The 17,977-nt window shown below is 66.8% G+C and carries 15 protein-coding genes; 11 read left to right on the top strand and 4 right to left on the bottom strand.

Features of this window, described 5'->3' with window-relative positions:
• Nucleotides 1-10: 10 nt before the first annotated feature.
• The 6 genes from WMN78_RS03085 (at nucleotide 11) to WMN78_RS03060 (ending at nucleotide 4,924) form a co-directional block, all read left to right on the top strand.
• Nucleotides 11-493, top strand: a complete 483-nt coding sequence (locus tag WMN78_RS03085) for a ribose-5-phosphate isomerase (RefSeq protein WP_340532140.1) — start codon at nucleotides 11-13, stop codon at nucleotides 491-493.
• Nucleotides 494-495: 2 nt separating this feature from the next.
• Complete coding sequence (locus WMN78_RS03080) at nucleotides 496-1,497, top strand: 3-hydroxyacyl-CoA dehydrogenase family protein (protein WP_340531950.1); 1,002 nt, start codon at nucleotides 496-498, stop codon at nucleotides 1,495-1,497.
• Between the two features lie 69 nt (nucleotides 1,498-1,566).
• Nucleotides 1,567-2,334 (top strand): SDR family NAD(P)-dependent oxidoreductase, encoded by a 768-nt coding sequence (locus tag WMN78_RS03075; RefSeq protein WP_340531949.1) that lies wholly within the window; start codon nucleotides 1,567-1,569, stop codon nucleotides 2,332-2,334.
• Nucleotides 2,335-2,346: 12 nt separating this feature from the next.
• Entirely contained in the window at nucleotides 2,347-2,529 is a 183-nt protein-coding gene (locus tag WMN78_RS03070) for a hypothetical protein (RefSeq protein ID WP_340531948.1), read from the top strand.
• A gap of 52 nt (nucleotides 2,530-2,581) precedes the next feature.
• Nucleotides 2,582-3,931: an MFS transporter gene (locus tag WMN78_RS03065; RefSeq protein ID WP_340531947.1), complete on the top strand. Its 1,350-nt coding sequence runs from the start codon at nucleotides 2,582-2,584 to the stop codon at nucleotides 3,929-3,931.
• Nucleotides 3,932-4,108: 177 nt separating this feature from the next.
• Complete coding sequence (locus WMN78_RS03060) at nucleotides 4,109-4,924, top strand: triose-phosphate isomerase family protein (RefSeq protein WP_425341107.1); 816 nt, start codon at nucleotides 4,109-4,111, stop codon at nucleotides 4,922-4,924.
• On the opposite strand, the gene WMN78_RS03055 is transcribed toward WMN78_RS03060, so the two are convergent.
• Nucleotides 4,890-8,582 carry a TM0106 family RecB-like putative nuclease gene (locus WMN78_RS03055; protein WP_340531944.1) on the bottom strand — a complete coding sequence of 1,231 codons (3,693 nt, stop codon included), beginning with the start codon at nucleotides 8,580-8,582 and terminating at the stop codon, nucleotides 4,890-4,892. The genes WMN78_RS03060 and WMN78_RS03055 overlap by 35 nt on opposite strands.
• 252 nt (nucleotides 8,583-8,834) lie before the next feature.
• Between WMN78_RS03055 and WMN78_RS03050 the strand changes: the two genes are divergently transcribed.
• The 3 genes from WMN78_RS03050 to WMN78_RS03040 all read left to right on the top strand — a co-directional run bounded on the left by WMN78_RS03050 (nucleotide 8,835) and on the right by WMN78_RS03040 (nucleotide 10,534).
• Nucleotides 8,835-9,434, top strand: coding sequence for a heme-binding protein (locus WMN78_RS03050; RefSeq protein WP_340531943.1), 600 nt, complete (start codon nucleotides 8,835-8,837; stop codon nucleotides 9,432-9,434).
• A 53-nt stretch (nucleotides 9,435-9,487) separates the two neighbouring features.
• Nucleotides 9,488-9,925 carry a nucleoside deaminase gene (locus WMN78_RS03045; RefSeq protein WP_340532139.1) on the top strand — a complete coding sequence of 146 codons (438 nt, stop codon included), beginning with the start codon at nucleotides 9,488-9,490 and terminating at the stop codon, nucleotides 9,923-9,925.
• A 171-nt stretch (nucleotides 9,926-10,096) separates the two neighbouring features.
• Nucleotides 10,097-10,534: a CBS domain-containing protein gene (locus tag WMN78_RS03040; RefSeq protein ID WP_340531942.1), complete on the top strand. Its 438-nt coding sequence runs from the start codon at nucleotides 10,097-10,099 to the stop codon at nucleotides 10,532-10,534.
• A 118-nt stretch (nucleotides 10,535-10,652) separates the two neighbouring features.
• Here WMN78_RS03040 and WMN78_RS03035 read toward each other — a convergent pair whose 3' ends face one another.
• On the bottom strand, nucleotides 10,653-10,949 hold the full coding sequence (locus WMN78_RS03035) for a hypothetical protein (RefSeq protein ID WP_305939944.1): 297 nt from the start codon (nucleotides 10,947-10,949) through the stop codon (nucleotides 10,653-10,655).
• A gap of 142 nt (nucleotides 10,950-11,091) precedes the next feature.
• Between WMN78_RS03035 and WMN78_RS03030 the strand changes: the two genes are divergently transcribed.
• Together WMN78_RS03030 and WMN78_RS03025 are read left to right on the top strand one after the other, a co-directional pair.
• Entirely contained in the window at nucleotides 11,092-13,758 is a 2,667-nt protein-coding gene (locus tag WMN78_RS03030) for a Tex family protein (RefSeq protein ID WP_340531941.1), read from the top strand.
• Nucleotides 13,759-13,804: 46 nt separating this feature from the next.
• A complete protein-coding gene (locus WMN78_RS03025) occupies nucleotides 13,805-15,637 on the top strand; it encodes a gamma-glutamyltransferase family protein (protein WP_340531940.1) in 1,833 nt (610 codons plus the stop codon).
• Between the two features lie 37 nt (nucleotides 15,638-15,674).
• On the opposite strand, the gene WMN78_RS03020 is transcribed toward WMN78_RS03025, so the two are convergent.
• Nucleotides 15,675-16,019: a cupin domain-containing protein gene (locus tag WMN78_RS03020; RefSeq protein WP_340531939.1), complete on the bottom strand. Its 345-nt coding sequence runs from the start codon at nucleotides 16,017-16,019 to the stop codon at nucleotides 15,675-15,677.
• Nucleotides 16,020-16,281: 262 nt separating this feature from the next.
• Nucleotides 16,282-17,955 (bottom strand): HNH endonuclease signature motif containing protein, encoded by a 1,674-nt coding sequence (locus WMN78_RS03015; protein WP_340532138.1) that lies wholly within the window; start codon nucleotides 17,953-17,955, stop codon nucleotides 16,282-16,284.
• Nucleotides 17,956-17,977: the final 22 nt, after the last annotated feature.

The following is a 17,977-nucleotide window of genomic DNA, read 5'->3' as shown; positions in this document are numbered from 1 at the left end:
CACCACCACCCTGAGCACCACGGCAGGATGGCGCATTGTCATCGGCAACGATGAAGCCGGCGTCGAATACAAGGAAGCGCTGAAGGCGCTGCTCGAAGCCGACAGCCGCGTGGCGTCTGTTGTGGACGTGGGCGTCGGCGCGAACGACTCGACCGCGTACCCGCACGTCGCCGTCGACGCCGCCCGCAAGGTGGCGGACGGCGAGGCGGACCGTGCCCTGCTGATCTGCGGCACCGGGCTGGGAGTGGCCATTGCGGCCAACAAGGTTCCCGGGATCCGCGCCGTCACGGCCCACGACGGCTACTCGGTGGAGCGCTCGGTCCTGAGCAACAACGCCCAGGTCCTCACCATGGGCCAGCGCGTCATCGGCCTGGAACTGGCTAAGAAGCTGGTGGGCGAATGGCTCGACTACCGTTTCGACGAGACTTCATCCTCCGCCGCCAAGGTGGACGCCATCTGCTCCTACGAGCCCGACTACACGAAGGCAGTCTGATCATGACCGAAACAGCAAGCACCCCCTCAACCGCAGCCGCCAGTGCGGTAAACAGCGCGCGGAAGATCGCCGTCGTCGGCTCCGGTTACATGGGCGGCGGGATCGCGCAGGTCCTGGCCCTCGGCGGAGCCCGCGTGGCACTCGCCGACGTGTCCGCCGAAGTGGCGCAGAGCAACTACGACAGGCTCCTGGCGGAGTCCGACCAGTTCGTGGCCGACGGCCTGTTCCCCGCCGGTTCCACCGAGATCCTGAAGCAGAACCTGTGGGCCGCCAAGGACATCGAAGAAGCCGTGGCGGACGCGGACTTCATCGAGGAAGCAGTCCCCGAGGTCATCGCCATCAAGCACCAGACGCTGGCCCGCATCAGCGCCGCAGCCCGGCCGGACGCCGTCATCGGTTCCAACACGTCCACCATCTCCATCGCCGAACTGTCCGAGCCGGTCACCAACCCGGAGCGGTTCCTCGGCGTGCACTTCTCCAACCCGTCGCCGTTCATCCCCGGCGTCGAAATCATCCCGCACGCCGGCACCTCGGCCGCCACCGTGGGCGCAGCCCGCGATCTGGTCCATGCGGCGGGCAAGCAGACCGCCGTCGTCAAGGACGTCACCGGCTTCGTGCTCAACCGCCTGCAGTACGCGCTCTTCCACGAGGCAGCGCAGTTGGTGGAGCAGGGCATCGCGACGGCGGACGACGTGGACACCCTGGTTCGCACCACGTTCGGCTTCCGGCTGCCGTTCTTCGGACCCTTCGCTATCGCGGACATGGCCGGGTTGGACGTCTACAACTTCTGCTACAAGTCGCTCCAGACCGACTTCCCGGAGCGCTTCGCCACCCCCAAGATCCTCACCGACCTGGTGGAGGCCGGAAATCTGGGCACCAAGACGGGCGCGGGCTTCCTGAACGTCCCGGCCGAGCGCACCCCCGAACTGATCGCTTACCGCAACAAGGCCTATGTGGCCATGCAGCAGCTGCTTGAAGACCTGGGCCCCGCGCCGATTCATTAGGAACCATCCCTGCCGCCGGCCCCGATCGCCGGGCAGGGACCTTCCGTTCGCCATCATCAAGGAGCAACCATGAGCATCTTTCCCGCGGAACGCACGGCCATCGTCACCGGAGCCGTCTCCGAGCGCGGCATCGGCCGGGCCACTGTCAACTACCTTGCCGCGCAGGGCTGGAACATCGGCATCATCGACCTCGACGACGCGCTGTGCAAGGCCACGGCCAAGGAACTCGCCGCCCAGTACGGCGTGAAGGCCTGTGGCGTTGGCGCCAACGTGGGCGATGAAGCATCCGTCCGCAGCGCGATCGACGAGATCGAAACGGAGTTGCCGCAGATTGTGGCCCTGGCCAACGTTGCCGGCGTCAGCTCGCCGGTTCCGTACCTGGAACTGGACGCGGCCGAATGGGACCGCGTGCTGAACATCAACCTCAACGGCGTCCACTACGCCACCCGCCGCGTGGCCGAATCCATGGTCAAGAACCGGATCGGGCGCATCGTCAACATCTCCTCCGTGTCCGCCCAGCGCGGCGGCGGCACGTTCTCCAAGACGCCCTACTCCGTGGCGAAGGCCGGCGTGATCGGGCTGACCCGTTCCACCGCCCGCGAACTGGGGGAGTACGACATCACGGTCAACGCCATCTCGCCGGGCCCCATCGACACCGACATCATGGGCGGCACGCTCAGCCAGGAACGCAAGGAGGAACTCACCAAGGACCTCGTGGTCAACCGGGTCGGATCCACACGCGACATCGCAGCAGCCATCGCCTTCCTCATCAGCGAGGACGCCGGATACATCTCCGGCCAGACGCTGAATGTGGACGGCGGACTCTACATGCACTAGGGAAGGCCAGCCATGGCACAGCACAGCAAGCCCGCAGCAGCACCCCGAGCCGCCCAGGCCCGAGGCACCCAGGCCCGAGGCACCCAGGCCCAGGCCACCGGGCTCCGCTCCTGGAGCCGCGAGCGCAGGATCTACCTTGCCGTGGGCATCCTTGCCTGCCTCGCCGGGATCATGATCATCGCGTTCTCCCGCTAGGACCCGAAGTACCCCCTTCGTTTGCAACTGATTTACTCAAAGAGGAGTCTTGATGTCCCTAACAGCAACTTCCACCAAGGAGCTCCTGGAATCGCCGATTCTTAAATCGGCGATTTCCAAGGCCTCGTTCCGGCTCATGCCGATGCTCGTCATTCTGTACATTGTCGCGTTCCTGGACCGCACCAACGTGGGCTTCGCGGAAGCGGCGCTGGGTGTGGACCGCGGGGTCACTGCGGGGGCCTACGCCCTCGGCGCAGGTATTTTCTTCATCGGCTACGCCCTGTTCGAAATTCCCAGCAACCTGCTCCTGACGAAGTTCGGCGCCAAGGTGTGGCTGGCCCGCATCGCCATCACCTGGGGCATCGTGTCCGCGTGCTTCGCCTTCGTCCAGGGCGAGACCTCGTTCATCATCCTGCGGTTCCTGCTGGGTGTGACCGAGGCCGGCCTGTTCCCGGGCGTCATCATGTTCCTCGCGGCCTGGTTCCCGAACAAGGTGCGCGTGAAGATGTTCGCCATCTTCTACTTGGCGCAGCCGTTTTCCCAGATGATGGGCGCACCGCTGTCCGGCTGGCTGATCAACATCGGCGACCAGGTTCCCGGCGTAGCCGGCTGGCAGGTCATGTTCTTCGTCGAAGGCATGCTCGCGGTGGTTGCCGGCATCGCCGCGTACTTCTTCCTGATCAACAGCCCGCAGGACGCCAAGTTCCTGAACCCCGGTGAAAAGAAGGCGCTGCTGGATGTCATGGCGCTGGAGGACACCGTCAAGGAAGAAACCGGCCCCCGCGGCGTGCTCGCCGCGATGAAGAACCGCAAGGTCTGGTATTTCACGGTGATCTACTTCTGCCTCCAGGTGGCGGTGTACGGCGTGACCTTCTACCTGCCGCAGCAGGTGGCCCAGCTGACCGGCCAGAAGGTGGGCATCATGGTGGGTCTGCTGGCAGCGATCCCGTGGTTCTTCGGCATCTTCGCCTGCTACTTCATCGGCAAGGCGGCCAACACCATCGTCCGCCGCCGGGTGTGGGGCACGGGGCTGTTCATCTCCACCGGCCTGTGCATCTTCGGCTCGGCGTGGGCCGGCGCCAACCACATCCCTGCGCTGGGCATCATCTTCATCACCCTCGCGGTGTGCAGCTTCCTGTCGATCGGCCCCATCGCCTGGTCCTACCCGACCGCGTTCCTCACCGGAACAGCAGCGGCCGCAGGCATCGGCCTGATCAACTCGCTGGGCAACCTGGGCGGCTTCGTGGCCCCGATCCTGCGCACCACGGTCAACCAAGTCACGGCGTCCGACACCGGAACCATGGGCGTCTACGCCCTCGGCGTCCTGCCGTTCCTGGCAGCCATCATGATGTTCGCGACCAAGAGGTTCCAAAACAAGGCGGACGAGCTGCTGGAGAAGTAGGTTCCGGACAGATCCACCCGCAAGCAACGTTTCACCAGCAAGAAAGCAGTAGAGATGCAGCACGCTCCAGCCAGCCAGGCCACGGACAGTGTCAGTGTGGCTGTCAATGGCACTGTCAGTGACACCGTCAGTGACAGCGTTAGTGACTCGGTCACGTGGGTCGGCGTCAGCACCAAGATGTACCTGGGCTACCGGGACACCCTGGACTGGCTGGAGCGACTGCGGCACGAAGTGGACTCCCGCCCGGCCCTCGCGGCCGGGCGGGTTGTCCCGTTTGTCATCCCTTCCTTCCCGGTTCTCCCGGGGGCCGCATCTGTTCTGGATGGGTCACCGATACTGCTGGGTGCGCAGAACTGCGGCTGGGCCGACGGTCCTTGGACCGGGGAAGTGGCGCCGTCCATGCTCGCCGAGCTGGGCGTCTGCCTAGTGGAGATCGGCCACGCCGAACGCCGCGCGCATTTCGGCGAAACTGATGCCGTGGTGGCGCTCAAGGTCCGGGCCGCGGACGACGCCGGGCTGACGCCGCTGCTCTGCGTGGGCGAACTCTCCGCGGGGGACGACGCCGCCCGTGACGCCGCCGCGGGGGACGACGCCGCCCGTGACGCCGCCGCGGGGGACGACGCCGCCCGTGACGCCGCCGTCTTTGTCTACCGGCAAATCGAAGCTGCCGTGGGAAGCGACTGGGAGCTGGCGTCCCGCCTCGTTGTTGCCTACGAGCCTGTCTGGGCCATCGGCGCCGCCGAGCCGGCGAACGCCGGGCACGTGTCCGACGTCGTGAATCACCTCCGTGAGCTGCTCGCCGGGCACGGGCTCCGACAGCTTCCGGTCATCTACGGCGGCTCTGCCAAGCCGGGCCTGCTTCCCCGGCTCGCCGGCGTTTCCGGGCTGTTCCTGGGCCGTTTCGCCCACGACGCTACGAACTTCGGAGCAGTTCTGGATGAGGCGCTGCTGCTCGCGGCTAGGCAGAAACCGACCGCTGGCACAGTCCGATAAAACCGCCGAGCTGTTCGAGGCCTTCCGGATGGGTGGGCAGGTAGTTGGTCAGTTCCGGTGCCCGAACCACCACGGCACGCCATTTGCCACGGGACACCGCCACGTTGATCCGGTTCCGGGAGAGCAGGAACTCCATGCCGCGCGGAGCCTCCGCCACCGCCGAACAGGCCATGGACACGATCACCACGGCAGCCTCCTGACCTTGGAACTTGTCCACGGTACCCACCCGGACCGCCGAGTGGCCGGCGGAGTTGAGGGCGTCCCTGATCAGGTTCACCTGCGCGTTATAGGCGGCCACCACCAGGATGTCCTCCGACCCCAGCGGCCGGGTGCCGGCCTCATCGTGCCACGTCAGTCCCAGGTGCCGGCCGACCTGGCGCACCACTTCGGCGGCCTCCTCCGGGGAGGACGTGATGTTGCCGCTGTGGGGCACCATGACGGTTTCGATTCCGGCGGGAACACCCGCCAGGAACCGCAGGTCCGCCGCGCTGGCCGACTGGAGCCTCCCCTCGTATGAGAGCTCCGAAACGGCAGCGCACAGGGGCGCCGCCATGCGCCACGAATCCGCCAGGAAGTAGCCGAGTTCAGGGGGAAGCGTCGCGTGGCCCGCAGAGATCCAGCCCAGGGCGGACTCGTTGACCGGCTCCGGGTGGGTGCCCTGGCTGACCTGGGGGAGCTGCTGCGGATCGCCGAGCAGCAACAGCCGCGGACTCGCCTGGGCGACAGCCAGTGTGTTGGCGAGCGAGAACTGTCCGGCTTCGTCGATCACCAGCAGATCCAGGGACCCCGCGGGTACCGTGGCGCCGGTCATGGTCCAGGCGGTGCCGCCCATCAGTGCGCCGCCGGGGGAATTGAGCAGCCGGTCAACGTCGGCGGCAGCCCGGTGATCCCACGGCAGGGAACCGTCGTGCTTCACGTCCTTGGCGACCCGCCGCGGGTCCACTCCCGCTTTTTCCACGGCGGTGCAGAGCAGGTTCTCCACCACCGCGTGCGACTGGGCAACGACGCCCACTTTCCAGCCGCCGGCCACGAGGCGAGCAATGACATGCGAGCCGACGTGCGTCTTGCCGGTGCCCGGCGGTCCCTGGACGGCAAGGTACGAATGGTCGAGGGCCTCCACAGCGGCGGTGATGGCGTCAACGAAGCGGTCCGGGCCGCCGGCCGGCGCGGGAAGCGGGCCGCCTGTCACCAGCCGCGGCGGAATCCGGCGCACCAGGTCCAACGCCGGATGCTTCCGGAAAACAGGCTTACCCGGACTCTCGGCCGAGCCGTCCGGAAGGCCGGCAGCCACCTGCTCGGCCAGGAGGGCCAGCGCTTCCTCCAGGCTTTTGGTGGCGACGGGCTGGTCCTCGGTGAGCGCGATGGGCAGGCTGTTGTGCGGCTCGATCTTCCGGTGCAGCCTGTCGCGGATCACCACAGTGTCCCTGCCGTCCTCGTGGCCGAGCTCCAGCACCTCCGTCCCGAACCACCCGTTACGGCCCGAGCCGTCGCTGCCCGTGCCCGCGAGACCGGCGGGCAAGGGTCGGTCATACATCCGGAACCATGTGCTGCCCTCGCGGAGGTCCGATCCGGCACTCACCGTGCCAGTCAGTTGTACCCTGCGCTCCGGGAGCCTGGTGCCCACCTTGTGCCAGTCGTTGAGAATCCTGGCCTCCTCCACGAGGAAGACGTTGCGGTCCTGCTGGTGGGTGTCGGGGCCGTTTTCGCAGCGGTCAAAGTGGGCCCACCAAAAAGCCTTGCGCTCACGGCGGTGATAGCTCACGGCGGCATCCACCATCGCGACGGCTTGAACATCCGCCTCGGGGACGCTGAACTCATGACCGGCGGCGCGGAACTCCGCTGCCCGTTCCAGGTAAGCCCTGATAACGAGTTCTGAAGGCCGGACCGCGGAGCCGTCGCCGGGCTCAGGTGCCGCCCGGCCTAAATTTCCGGCAGATCCGCCGATTCCGGGGTCCACGCCGATGCCGCCGGAGCCAACGGGTCCGGTGGCGGCCAGTGCCGCACCGATTCCGCGCTCCGTGGCCAGCCGAAGCAGCCAGTTGCGGAGTTCCAGCGTGGAGAGGCAGTCGTATTCGTTGTAGTCGGAGATGCCGGCGAGGATGGCCTCGGCGTCCGCGGCCAGCCCGGCGTCGCGTGCTTCGCAGTAATCGGCGTACGCCACCACCGACGCGCCGGCGTCCTTCACGTCCCCGGAGCGGAGGTTGCTGCCCATATACAGCGGCTCGAGCTTCTTGATGCTGTAGGAGTTTTCGGAGATGCGGATGCTGTTCCGGACAGTCTGGTAGAGGTCCACAAGAAGCCCGTCCCGCAGCCAGTTGTCCACGATGTCCTCGCCGGCGACGTGCATGACCGACAGTTTGCGGAGGGCGGTCTTCTCGTAGGCGGCGTAGTGGTAGACGTGCATGTCCGGGTACCGGCGCCGCCTGTCCTCGACGTAGTCCAGGAAATCGAGGAAGGCCTGCTTCTCCGCCGCACGGTTGTGTGCCCAGAACGGCTTGAACACGGTCCCGCCATCCGGTTCCTGCGGTGATTCGACAACCCCGAAAAGGTACTCGAGCCCCCAGACTCCGGTGGCGCTGTCCTGCCACAGCGGATCCCCCTCGAAGTCGAAAAAGATGTCTCCAGGGCTGGGCGGGGGCAGTTCCGCCAGGGTGTTCTCCGGGATCACCCGGTAGCTGATGCGGTGCTGCTCGCCCTCCTTGACATAGCTCACGGAACCTTCCGCCGTGCCCGCGTTGCTCTGCATCCTGGCCTGGTCCTGCATCCGCAGCAGGGACGGGTTGGCTCCGGGCAACGTGGCGTCGGCCAACTGCTTGACAGTGAAGATCCCTTTCTCGTGGAGTTTCTTCCGCTGCGCCGAGTTCATCCGGGCCACCAGGAGGAGGTCGTCCGTCGCCTTGACCTGTTCCTGGCAGTAATCGCACCGGCCGCAGGCCACGATGCCGGACGCACCCCAGCTGACGGCGTCGGGCTGGCTGCAGTGGCCGGCCGTCAGATCAAGGAACCTGTCCCTCCGCTCGCGGAAGACCGGAAGGATGTCCGCCAGCTTGTGGCTGCTCCGGACGTAGTCGAAGCCGCCTCCGGCTGATTCCACCGTGGCACCCAGGATCAGGGTCACCGCAGGGTCCGGCGCGATTCCGGCGTGCAGCAGCTGGTCGCCGTACGCGGCAAGCTGGAGCAGCGCCGTCACCTTGGCATGGCGCGCCAGCTTGGTGTCGAACACGGCGTAGCTGCCATTGTCCTGTTTGACCAGGAAGTCGGAGCGGCCGTGGAAGCGCCCGTCGAAGAAGGCCGCCTGGAACACGACGTCCGCCCCGGCCCGCAGCGCATCAATGGATTCGGCGTGCTTGGCCTGCAGGGTGGCGCGATCCATCGAGGTGGCGGACGCGACGTCGTACACGCCGCGTCCGGTAGCGGGATCCCAGGGGCCGAATTCGTCAAGGAACTTGTCCAGCACCTTGTGTTCGTGGACGTCACCAAGTTTCGCCGTGCGGGCCAGCATCTCATCGGGCTCGAAGTCGGCCTTTGCGGACCTGCCCAGTTTTTCGTCGAGCTTGCGCAGCACCTGGTATTCGCACGTGGCAGCGATCACCAGATCGCTCGCGGAGAAGATCAGATCCTGCGCCCGATCCGGTACTTCCGGTTCAAGAAGAAACACTGCGCCTCGTTGCCCTGGATGTTGTGGTTGATGTTGTCGTTGATGATGCCCTTGATGTCCTATTGCCAAGCTACCAAAGGCCTCTGACAATCCGCTTCGCCTGAGTGCACTCGCCTGAGTGCACTCGCCTGAGTGCCCTCGCCTGAGTGCCCTCGCCTGGGGGCATGCCTATGAGCACTCACCCGTGGGCGCTGGCCCGTGAGCACTGACCTCTGGCCCGGGCCGGCACGGTCGGCGTAAGGTCTGAGGAACATGACTGAACAGCAGCCTTTCGAAGTCGTCCAACGGTTCCCGGATTTTGAAGTGCGTCGTTACCCGGCGCACGCTGTTGCCGAAGTGAAGGTGAACGCGCCCTTCGATCGCGCGGGCAACGCCGCCTTTCGGCTCCTTTTTGGGTACATCAGCGGCAACAACACCGCTCGCGAGTCCGTGCCCATGACCGCCCCGGTCCTGCAAAGTCCCGCGCCGTCCCGGAAACTGGCCATGACCGCGCCGGTGCTCCAGAGCGGTGCGTTCGGCGACAGTGAATTCGTCGTTGCATTCGTTCTTCCCGCCAACATCACGGCAGCGACAGCTCCCGTTCCTAACAATCCCGAAGTAGAAATTCGGGCCGTCCACGGCTCCGTGGCCGCAGTGCTGGGGTTCTCCGGCAAGGGGTCGGAAGCGGCGTTCCAGAAGCGGAACCACGGCTTGCAGGAAGCCCTGGCGCAGGCCGGCCTCAGGCCAATCGGGGCGCCGCGGTTCGCACGCTTCGACCCGCCGTTCAAACCTTGGTTTCTCAGGAAGAATGAAGTGGTCCAGGACATCGAGGAGTCGGCGGGACTTGCCGGCCATAGGGGAGGGGCCGCATGAGCAGGCAACCAAGCGACTACACCGTCACCGCGGAAACCGATTCAGCCGCTGCCATGTACGACGAGGCCGCTTTCGAAGCGGCTGTCCGGGCCGCGCAGCAGAGCCTCAGCGAAGGCGGCATCCCCATCGGGGCCGCGCTGGTGAGGGGGAGTCAAATGCTCGCCAGCGGCCACAACAAGCGTGTGCAGCACGGCGATCCGATCGCGCACGGCGAGATGGCGGCGCTCCGCGCGGCCGGGCGCCAGAAGAGTTACCGGGACACCACTCTGTACACCACCCTCGCCCCGTGCGCGATGTGCACCGGGACCATCATCCAGTTCAAGATTCCCAGGGTGGTGGTGGGAGAGGCCAGGACGTTCCCGGGCGAATTTGAGCTCCTGCGCTCACGCGGGGTGGAAGTGCTGGTGCTGGACGACCAGCGCTGCGTGGACATGATGGTTGGCTTCCAGCGCGACTACCCGGAACTGTGGGCAGAGGACATCGCCGAGTAGTCGGATGAACTCCGAAACGGAGCCCGAACCGGCCCGGGCGCGCCGTCCAGTGACACCGTCCGACGAACCATCATTGAGCCTAGTCAGGGCGTTTGACCGGGCGTAGGCTGACAGCATCGGCGCCGGAGCCGAAGGCCCCTGCGTCGAATCCCAACCGATGAAGGAGGACTGATGAGCGTCGTACGTGAATTCATGACTACCAACGCCCAGTGCGTCAGGGAAGAGCAGACACTGCAGGAAGCGGCCGTAATGATGCGCGACCTTGACTGTGGTTCGCTGCCGATCTGTGGCAGCGAAGGCAAACTCAGGGGACTCATCACGGACCGCGACATCGTACTCAGGTGCGTTGCCGAGGGCTTGGACGCCAGGGAGGTCAGGGCCATAGACCTCGCCCAGGGCAATCTACGCTGGATCGATGCTGACGCCAACATCGACGAAGCCATCGCAGTGATGGAGCAGTACCAGATCAGGCGCCTGCCCGTCATTTCCGACCACAAGCTGGTGGGCATCATCAGCCAGGGCGACATTGCACGCAACTACTCGGAAGAGCGCGTCGGCGAACTGGTGGAACACATTTCGGCAAAGAAGCCCATGGAGAACATGGCCTAGTGCCGAAGATAAGCAACGACTGTCCGACTGACCCAAGCAACAAGCGCCGCGAACCATGTGCGGCGCTTGTTTCGCGCCTGCCGTCAGCTCCTTGCACCGGTCTCCAGTTGACCGCAGGCTACAGGACGGCCTCGCGGCCGGTTCCCTCACGCAGCAGGAGTTTGCCGTCTTCGATGGAAACGAGGAGGCTCTTCGGTTTGCCGCTGAGCTTCACGCCCCCGGACAAGCCCCGGCTGGTGACGTCGACGCCGATAAGGGCACCGCGCGCCGGAAGCTCGATCGCAACTTCTTCCGCTATGCCCAGCAGCGGGTTGGTGGAGAGAGCGGTGTCGCGCCTGGCCTGCTTGCCGTTGACGAAAACAGTGACGTTGTCCTCCTCAAAGCCGCCCTGAAGGATGATGAGCAACTCCTGCATGATGGACCGCCTCCGTTGATCGACCGGCTCCCCCAACTGCCACTACACCACTTCTTTTCCCTCGTGGGTAGCCCCAGTTTCGGCCGTGTGTGACTGCGCTGTCATGTTGCGGCAACACATACTGTCGGTCCGGTAAGGCAAAATGTTCTGGGTGAACCACATCCCGCAACGCCCGTCCGCATCCCCTGCCACCCACGTCACCGCGACCGGTAAACCCGCCGGCAAGGCTCCCGCCGGCAAGACAGCAGACACCGTAGCGGAACAGATCGCAGCCCAGATCGCCGGCGAACTGGGCGTCAAGGCGTGGCAGGTGAAGGCCGCGGTGGAACTGCTCGACGGCGGCTCGACGGTCCCCTTCATCGCCCGGTACCGCAAGGAAGCCACCGGGACGCTGGACGACACCCAACTCCGCGAGCTCGAGGAGCGGCTCCGCTACCTCCGCGAACTGGAGGACCGGCGTCGGACGGTCCTTGAAGCGATTGCCGCGCAAGGCAAGCTGACAGCTGAACTGCAGGCCGCCGTCGTCGGCGCCGATACCAAATCGCGGCTGGAAGACATCTACCTCCCCTTCAAGAGCAAGCGGCGGACCAAGGCCCAGATCGCCCGTGAGGCGGGGCTGGAGCCGCTCGCCGACGCGCTGCTCAAGCGCCCGGAACTGGACCCGGAACGCGAGGCCGCCAAGTTCCTGAACGCCGAACATTCCATCGACGATGCCGCGGCAGCGCTGGCGGGCGCCCGGTCCATCCTGGTGGAGCGGGTGGCACAGGACCCGGATCTCGCCGAGACGCTGCGTGAGCGGTTGTGGACCCAGGGCCGCATGGTGTCCCGGGTGAGGAAGGGCCAAGAGGCCGAGGGGCAGAAGTTCAAGGACTATTTCGAGTTTTCGCAGGCGCCGTCCGGGATGCCGTCGCACCGTGTCCTGGCGTTGCTCCGCGGGGAAAAGGACGGGGTGCTGGAGCTAGACCTCGCTGAAGCGGAACCGTCCGACGACGACGCCCTGGCGGCCGCCCGCGGCCGGTACGAGTCCGCCGTGGCCAGGTTCCTCGGGGTTGCGGACCGCGGCCGGACCGCCGATGAATGGCTGCTGCAGACCGCGCAGGTGGCGTGGCGCTCGCGGGTGCTGGCCCGGCTGACGGCCGATCTGAGGGGGAGGATGTTCGCGGCCGCCGAGGACGAGGCGGTGCGGGTCTTCGCCGCCAACCTCCGCGACGTGCTGCTCGCCGCCCCGGCCGGCAACCGGGCAACCCTCGGGCTCGACCCGGGGTTGCGCACCGGTGTGAAGGTGGCCGTGGTGGACGGGACGGGAAAGGTGGTGGCCACGGACACTGTCTACCCGCACGCTCCGGCGCGGAAGTGGGACGAGGCCCTGGCAGCACTTGTACGGCTGGCGCGCCAGCACTCCGTCGAACTCGTGGCGATCGGCAACGGGACGGCGTCCCGGGAGACCGACAAACTTGCGCTCGAACTGATCAAAAAGCTGTCGGCGGATGCAGCTCCGGGCCAGCCGGGGAACGGCGCCGCAACCCGGACGCCGGAAAAACTGGTGGTGTCCGAGGCCGGTGCCTCGGTGTATTCGGCGTCGGCGCTGGCTGCGGCCGAGCTGCCCGGCATGGACGTCTCGCTGCGAGGGGCGGTGTCCATCGCCCGGCGCCTGCAGGATCCGCTGGCCGAGCTGGTGAAGATCGAGCCGAAATCGATCGGCGTCGGGCAGTACCAGCACGATGTCACGGCCGCGAAGCTGGACCGCAGCCTGGACGCCGTGGTGGAGGACTGCGTGAATGCCGTTGGCGTGGACGTGAACACGGCGTCGCCCGCGCTGCTGAGCCGGGTGGCCGGCGTCGGGCCCCTGTTGAGCGAGAACATTGTGGCGTACAGGAACGAGCACGGGCCGTTCGCTAAGCGCAGTGACCTGAAGAAGGTGCCGCGGCTGGGTGCCAAGGCGTTCGAGCAGTGCGCCGGCTTCCTACGGATCACGGGCGGTGCGGAACCGCTGGATGCTTCCAGCGTGCACCCGGAGGCCTACCCGGTGGCGCGGAAGATCCTCGCCGCCGCAGGCGGCAAGTCAACTGCTGGCAAGTCAACTGCCGGCACGTCCGCTGCCGGGAAGGCAGCTCTTAGCGGGTCCGGTGCCGGCAGCCTCGCTTCGCTCAACCCGCAGGACTTCGTGGAAGGCGCCTTCGGCCTGCCTACGGTGCAGGACATCATTTCCGAACTGGAGAAGCCCGGCCGTGACCCGCGGCCGGCGTTTGCGGCCGCCAAGTTCTCGGAGGGGATCGAAAAGATCTCCGACCTCAGGCCCGGGATGATCCTGGAAGGAACCGTCACCAACGTAGCCGCGTTCGGGGCGTTCGTGGACGTCGGGGTGCACCAGGACGGTCTGGTGCACGTTTCCGCGCTGGCCAACCGTTTCGTGTCCGATCCGCGGGAAGTGGTGAAGTCCGGACAGGTGGTGCGGGTGAAGGTCCTCGAGGCTGATCCCGAGCGGAAGCGCATCTCGCTCACGCTGAGGCTCGACGACGAACCGTCACCTGCCGGTGGACGGCAGCCTTCTGCGGCGGGCAGGCCGGCTGCTGCCGGGCGCCAGGGGAACGAACGCAGTGGGCGCCAGGGGAGCGGGGCACCACGGCAGGGGTCCGGCGACCGGCAGGCGTCCGGCGACCGGCAGGCGAGTGACGGCCGCCAGCCGCGGGGTACCGGCGGCCAGCCGCGGAACGACCGTGCCGATGCCAAGCGGACCCCGCCAGCAAAGCCCGCGCCGGTCAACACCGCCATGGCCGAGGCGCTGCGGAAGGCCGGCCTGGGCAAGTAACCGCCAATCCGGCCCGCCGGTGGCGGCTGTGGCTACAGTGGTCCCCATGACTTTCACCCGGCCCGACCCCTTCACCACGCGCCCCACCCTGCGGGGAACCTTCGGGATGAGTGCGTCCACGCATTGGCTGGCGACGGCGGCCGCCCAGGCCGTGCTGGAACGTGGCGGAAACGCGTTCGACGCCGCCACGGCCGGGGCGTTTGTGCTTCACGTTGTTGAGCCGCACCTGAACGGACCGGGCGGGGACATGACCGGGATATTTGTCACTGCCCAGGAGCCAGACAGGCCGCTGGTCCTGATGGGACAGGGACCGGCGCCCGCGGGGGCGACTCCGGAGCACTTTCGCTCCGAGGGCCTGGAACTGGTGCCCGGTTCAGGCGCCCTGGCCGCCGCGGTGCCTGCCGCCGTCGACGCCTGGCTCCTCCTGCTGCGCGACCACGGAACGTGGGAGCTCTCTTCGGTACTGGAGTTCGCGATCGGATATGCCCGTGACGGCCATCCCGTGCTGGGCAGGGTTGGGACGACCATCGCGGCCGTTGCCGGGCTGTTTCGCGAACACTGGCCCACCTCGGCCGAGCTCTGGATGCCTGAAGGAAGGGTTCCGGCAGAGGGTGAAATCGTCCGGAATCCGGCCTATGCCCGGACGCTGGGGCAGCTGGTGGAGGCCGGGGCGGCGGAGTCCACGCGCGAAGCCCGCATCGACGCCGCCCGCCGCGAATGGCGGGAAGGCTTTGTGGCGAAGGCCCTGGTGGCATCCGTTCAGAACCCGCACAGGCATTCCTCCGGCACGGACCATCGCGGCGTCCTGGCAATGGATGACCTCGAAGGATTCGAAGCGGGCTACGAAGCCGCAGCCACTCTTGAGTTCAGGGGACACACCATCGCCAAGACGGGTCCGTGGGGCCAGGGTCCGGCGTTGTTGCAGACCCTGTCGATCCTGGACGGGTTTGCCGATGAGTACCTGGACCCGTCCACCGAACTGGGCGCGCACACCATCCTTGAGGCCCAGAAATTGGCGCTCGCCGACCGGGAGGCTTATTACGGCGACACTGACGTTCCGCTCGACTATCTGCTGTCCGCCGAGTACGCCGCATCGCGCCGTGCCTTGATTGCCGAGCGCGCCTCGCTTGAATTCCGGCCAGGCGCGGTCCCGGGACGCGAACCTTTTATCCCGCCGCTGCGGACGGAGTACGTGCCGCCGGCGCTCGCGAGCGACGACGTCGGGCCGGGTCTTCGCGGGACTGCCGGCGCCGGCGTGGGTGAGCCGACGGTGCTGGCCACCGGCGAGACGCGCGGCGACACCTGCCACATCGACGTGGTTGACCGCTGGGGCAACATGATCTCGGCGACTCCGTCCGGCGGCTGGCTGCAGTCCTCTCCGGCGATTCCGGACCTGGGTTTCTGCCTGGGAACGCGGCTGCAGATGACCTGGCTCGAACCAGGGACACCGTCCACGCTCACACCGGGCAAACGTCCCCGCACCACGATGACGCCCACCCTCGTGCTGCGAAACGGCACGGCGGTTGCGGCGCTGGGCTCGCCCGGCGGCGACCAGCAGGACCAGTGGCAGCTGCCGTACCTGCTGCGGACCATCGTGGGCGGCTACACCCCGCAGCAGGCGATTGATGCGCCAACGTTCCATACGACGTCGATGCCGGGGTCGTTCTGGCCCCGCACCTGGGAACCGGGCGGCGCCGTGGTGGAGGACCGGTTGGGTACGGACGTCATTGCAGGCCTGGAACGCCGTGGTCATCGGATCACGCGGGCCGGCGACTGGACGCTGGGACGGTTGTCCGCCGTCGTACGTGATCCGCTGACGGGAGTCCTTCAGAGCGCAGCGAACCCCCGCGGTGCGCAGGGATACGCGGCGGGACGCTAGGGCTGATGCCCTAACGAAGTACTGCGACTGCCTCGATTCAGTCTTGCTTGACGATATCGACCGAGATCTCCACCGCTGGAACCGTTCCCCTGTTCTCGAGCCAATGGGTCGTGTTGCGATCTTCGGGCCATCCCACTCCGGGCCCGTAGTCCGTGGCGACGCCATTTCGATGGTCAGTGATCGTTCCCTGCAGGATGTAGACGGTGCCAGGACGGCCGACGTGGTCGTGGATCGGGCCGAAGACGCCTCCGGGCTCGATGGTCACCATGCGCGTTCGAAGCCGGTGCCCTTCCATGCCTTCGATCTCTGAGGTGAGGTCAACCGTTGAAAGTACCTCCACTGTGACACCCTTCGTCTCAGGTGCCATCTGTTCGTTGCTCATTGTGCTCTTCTCTCTGTACGTCTCTGTACGTCCGGACTTGCTGCGCTGGAAGGATCGGGGCCACGTGAAACGGCTCAGCGTGGCGAGTCTCCATGGTCCAAGGTGCGAGCGTCCGTCGCTTGATTCTTGCAGCGCGGCTGCCCGCGCGCACCACTCGGCGGCGCTTCCAGGGCCAACCGTGGATCCACCGTTGAACGGACACTCCCCGCCCCGGTTCGGCGCACGTCCGCGCGTGGCTCCTGGCGCTTCCCTTGGGCGCCTGTCAGCAACGGAAGTACGCATTTCTTCGCGGTTTTTGGCGTGGATCGATATGTGGTGGCGGGATGAACCACGGGACGCCGGTTTGGACGCGGATGTGCCACTGTTCTTTGTGGATCAGGTGGTGGTGATGGCTGCAAAGCAGGGTGCCGTTGTCTGTGCTGGTGGTTCCGCCGCGGGACCAGTAGGTGATGTGGTGGGCTTCGCACCAGGGCGCCGGGATGGTGCAGCCCGGGAAGGCGCATCCCTGGTCGCGGGCGGTGATGGCTTTGCGGATGTGGGGCGGGAAGATCCGTGTGGTCCGTCCGATATCCAGGACGCGGCCCTGGCTGCCGAGCAGGACGGGGATGATGTCCGCGTCGCAGGCGATCTTCCGGACCGTGGCGGCGGTGACGGGTCCGGTGAAGGTGAAGGAGCCCGTGCCGGGGATGTCGGTGCCGGTTCTCTGGCTGGTGCCTGAGGCCCCGGTGGTGCTCTCGAGGCTGTCCAACTGGTCGAGGAGGTCGCGGTAGTCGATGGTCACCATTACCTGGGGCCGGAGCCCTACCGCGGCAGGGAGCATGTCGGTGGTCAGGCCTGCTTTGCAGGCGCCGACGAGGCCGTCGAGGAGTTGCTGCTGGCGGGTGCGCTGCTCCAGATCCTGCCCGCCCTGTTGAGTGCGGGGGTTGGTGGCGGTATTCATCGCAGTCAGCAGGTGTTCGGTTTGCTCGGCGGTGGCGAAGATTTCCACGTGGTGGAGTCCGCGGCGGGGTTTCCGGATGAACACGCCCTGCCTGTGCCGGAGCTCCTCCTCGGAGGGTTCGCTGCCGTCCTGGTCGATCGCCTCGACCAGCTGGCGGGCGACGCGGGCTACGAAATCGGTGTCGTTCTCTGCCGCGGTGCGGGTCAGGGCGTGTTCCATCCCTGCCATGGTGTCTTCGGGGGCGTGGTGCCGGACCCGGTCCAGCGCGAGGGTGATGATGGTCGCGGAACGGGAGCCCACCGACCCGGACGCCACTGCGGCTGCGAGCACGGGCCGCTCCGGTTCCTGGACGTGGCCGGTGATCCCGGTCGTTGGCAGCACCGCTTCGGCCAGCGCAAGCCGGCGGCGGGCTTCGCCGGCACCGATCCTCAGCCTCATACGCAGGAACTCGGTAGTGTTCCGGCAGCCGTCATCCGTCGGGTCCGGTTCTTTGGCGAGGGCCGGAGCTTCGTTACGAACCACCGCCTTGGCTGCCTGGGCGGTGTCCGTTTCGCTGGTGGCCCAGCCGATGGGCCCGTGGACGGCAGTTGCTTCGCCCCACCCGGTGGTCCAACCAACCCCAGAACCGGAGCCGGCCCGCGCAGCAGCGGAGGCCTCCCGCCGGGTCCGGTCCACAGCCCCGGCTGCGACCACTTGCAGGTATTCCATGGACCGGGCGATTTCCTCAACGTTCGCCGCGAAGTCAGCGGCCTCCCGGAAGCCCATCACCCCGGTGTCCCCGACCGCCGTCGAACTCAAATCCGCCATCAGCCCAAGGATCCGCGCGAGATCACCGGGCCCACCGCCGTCGGATGCTATCGCCTGAGAAGGCTGCGGTCCGGCGGGGACGCTGCGCAGGCCCGGACCGGAAGCGGGCCGAATAGCAGAAGCGGCGGCGGGCAACTTGGCCCGCCGCAACGCCCCACCTGCTTCTGCGAGTTCCCCCAAGACCTCCATGGGATAACTCTCGCAGCGACCT

Origin of the sequence: Arthrobacter oryzae, assembly GCF_037911235.1 — a bacterium.
GTDB lineage: Bacteria > Actinomycetota > Actinomycetes > Actinomycetales > Micrococcaceae > Arthrobacter > Arthrobacter oryzae_E.
This window is presented reverse-complemented; position numbering and strand designations above follow the sequence as displayed.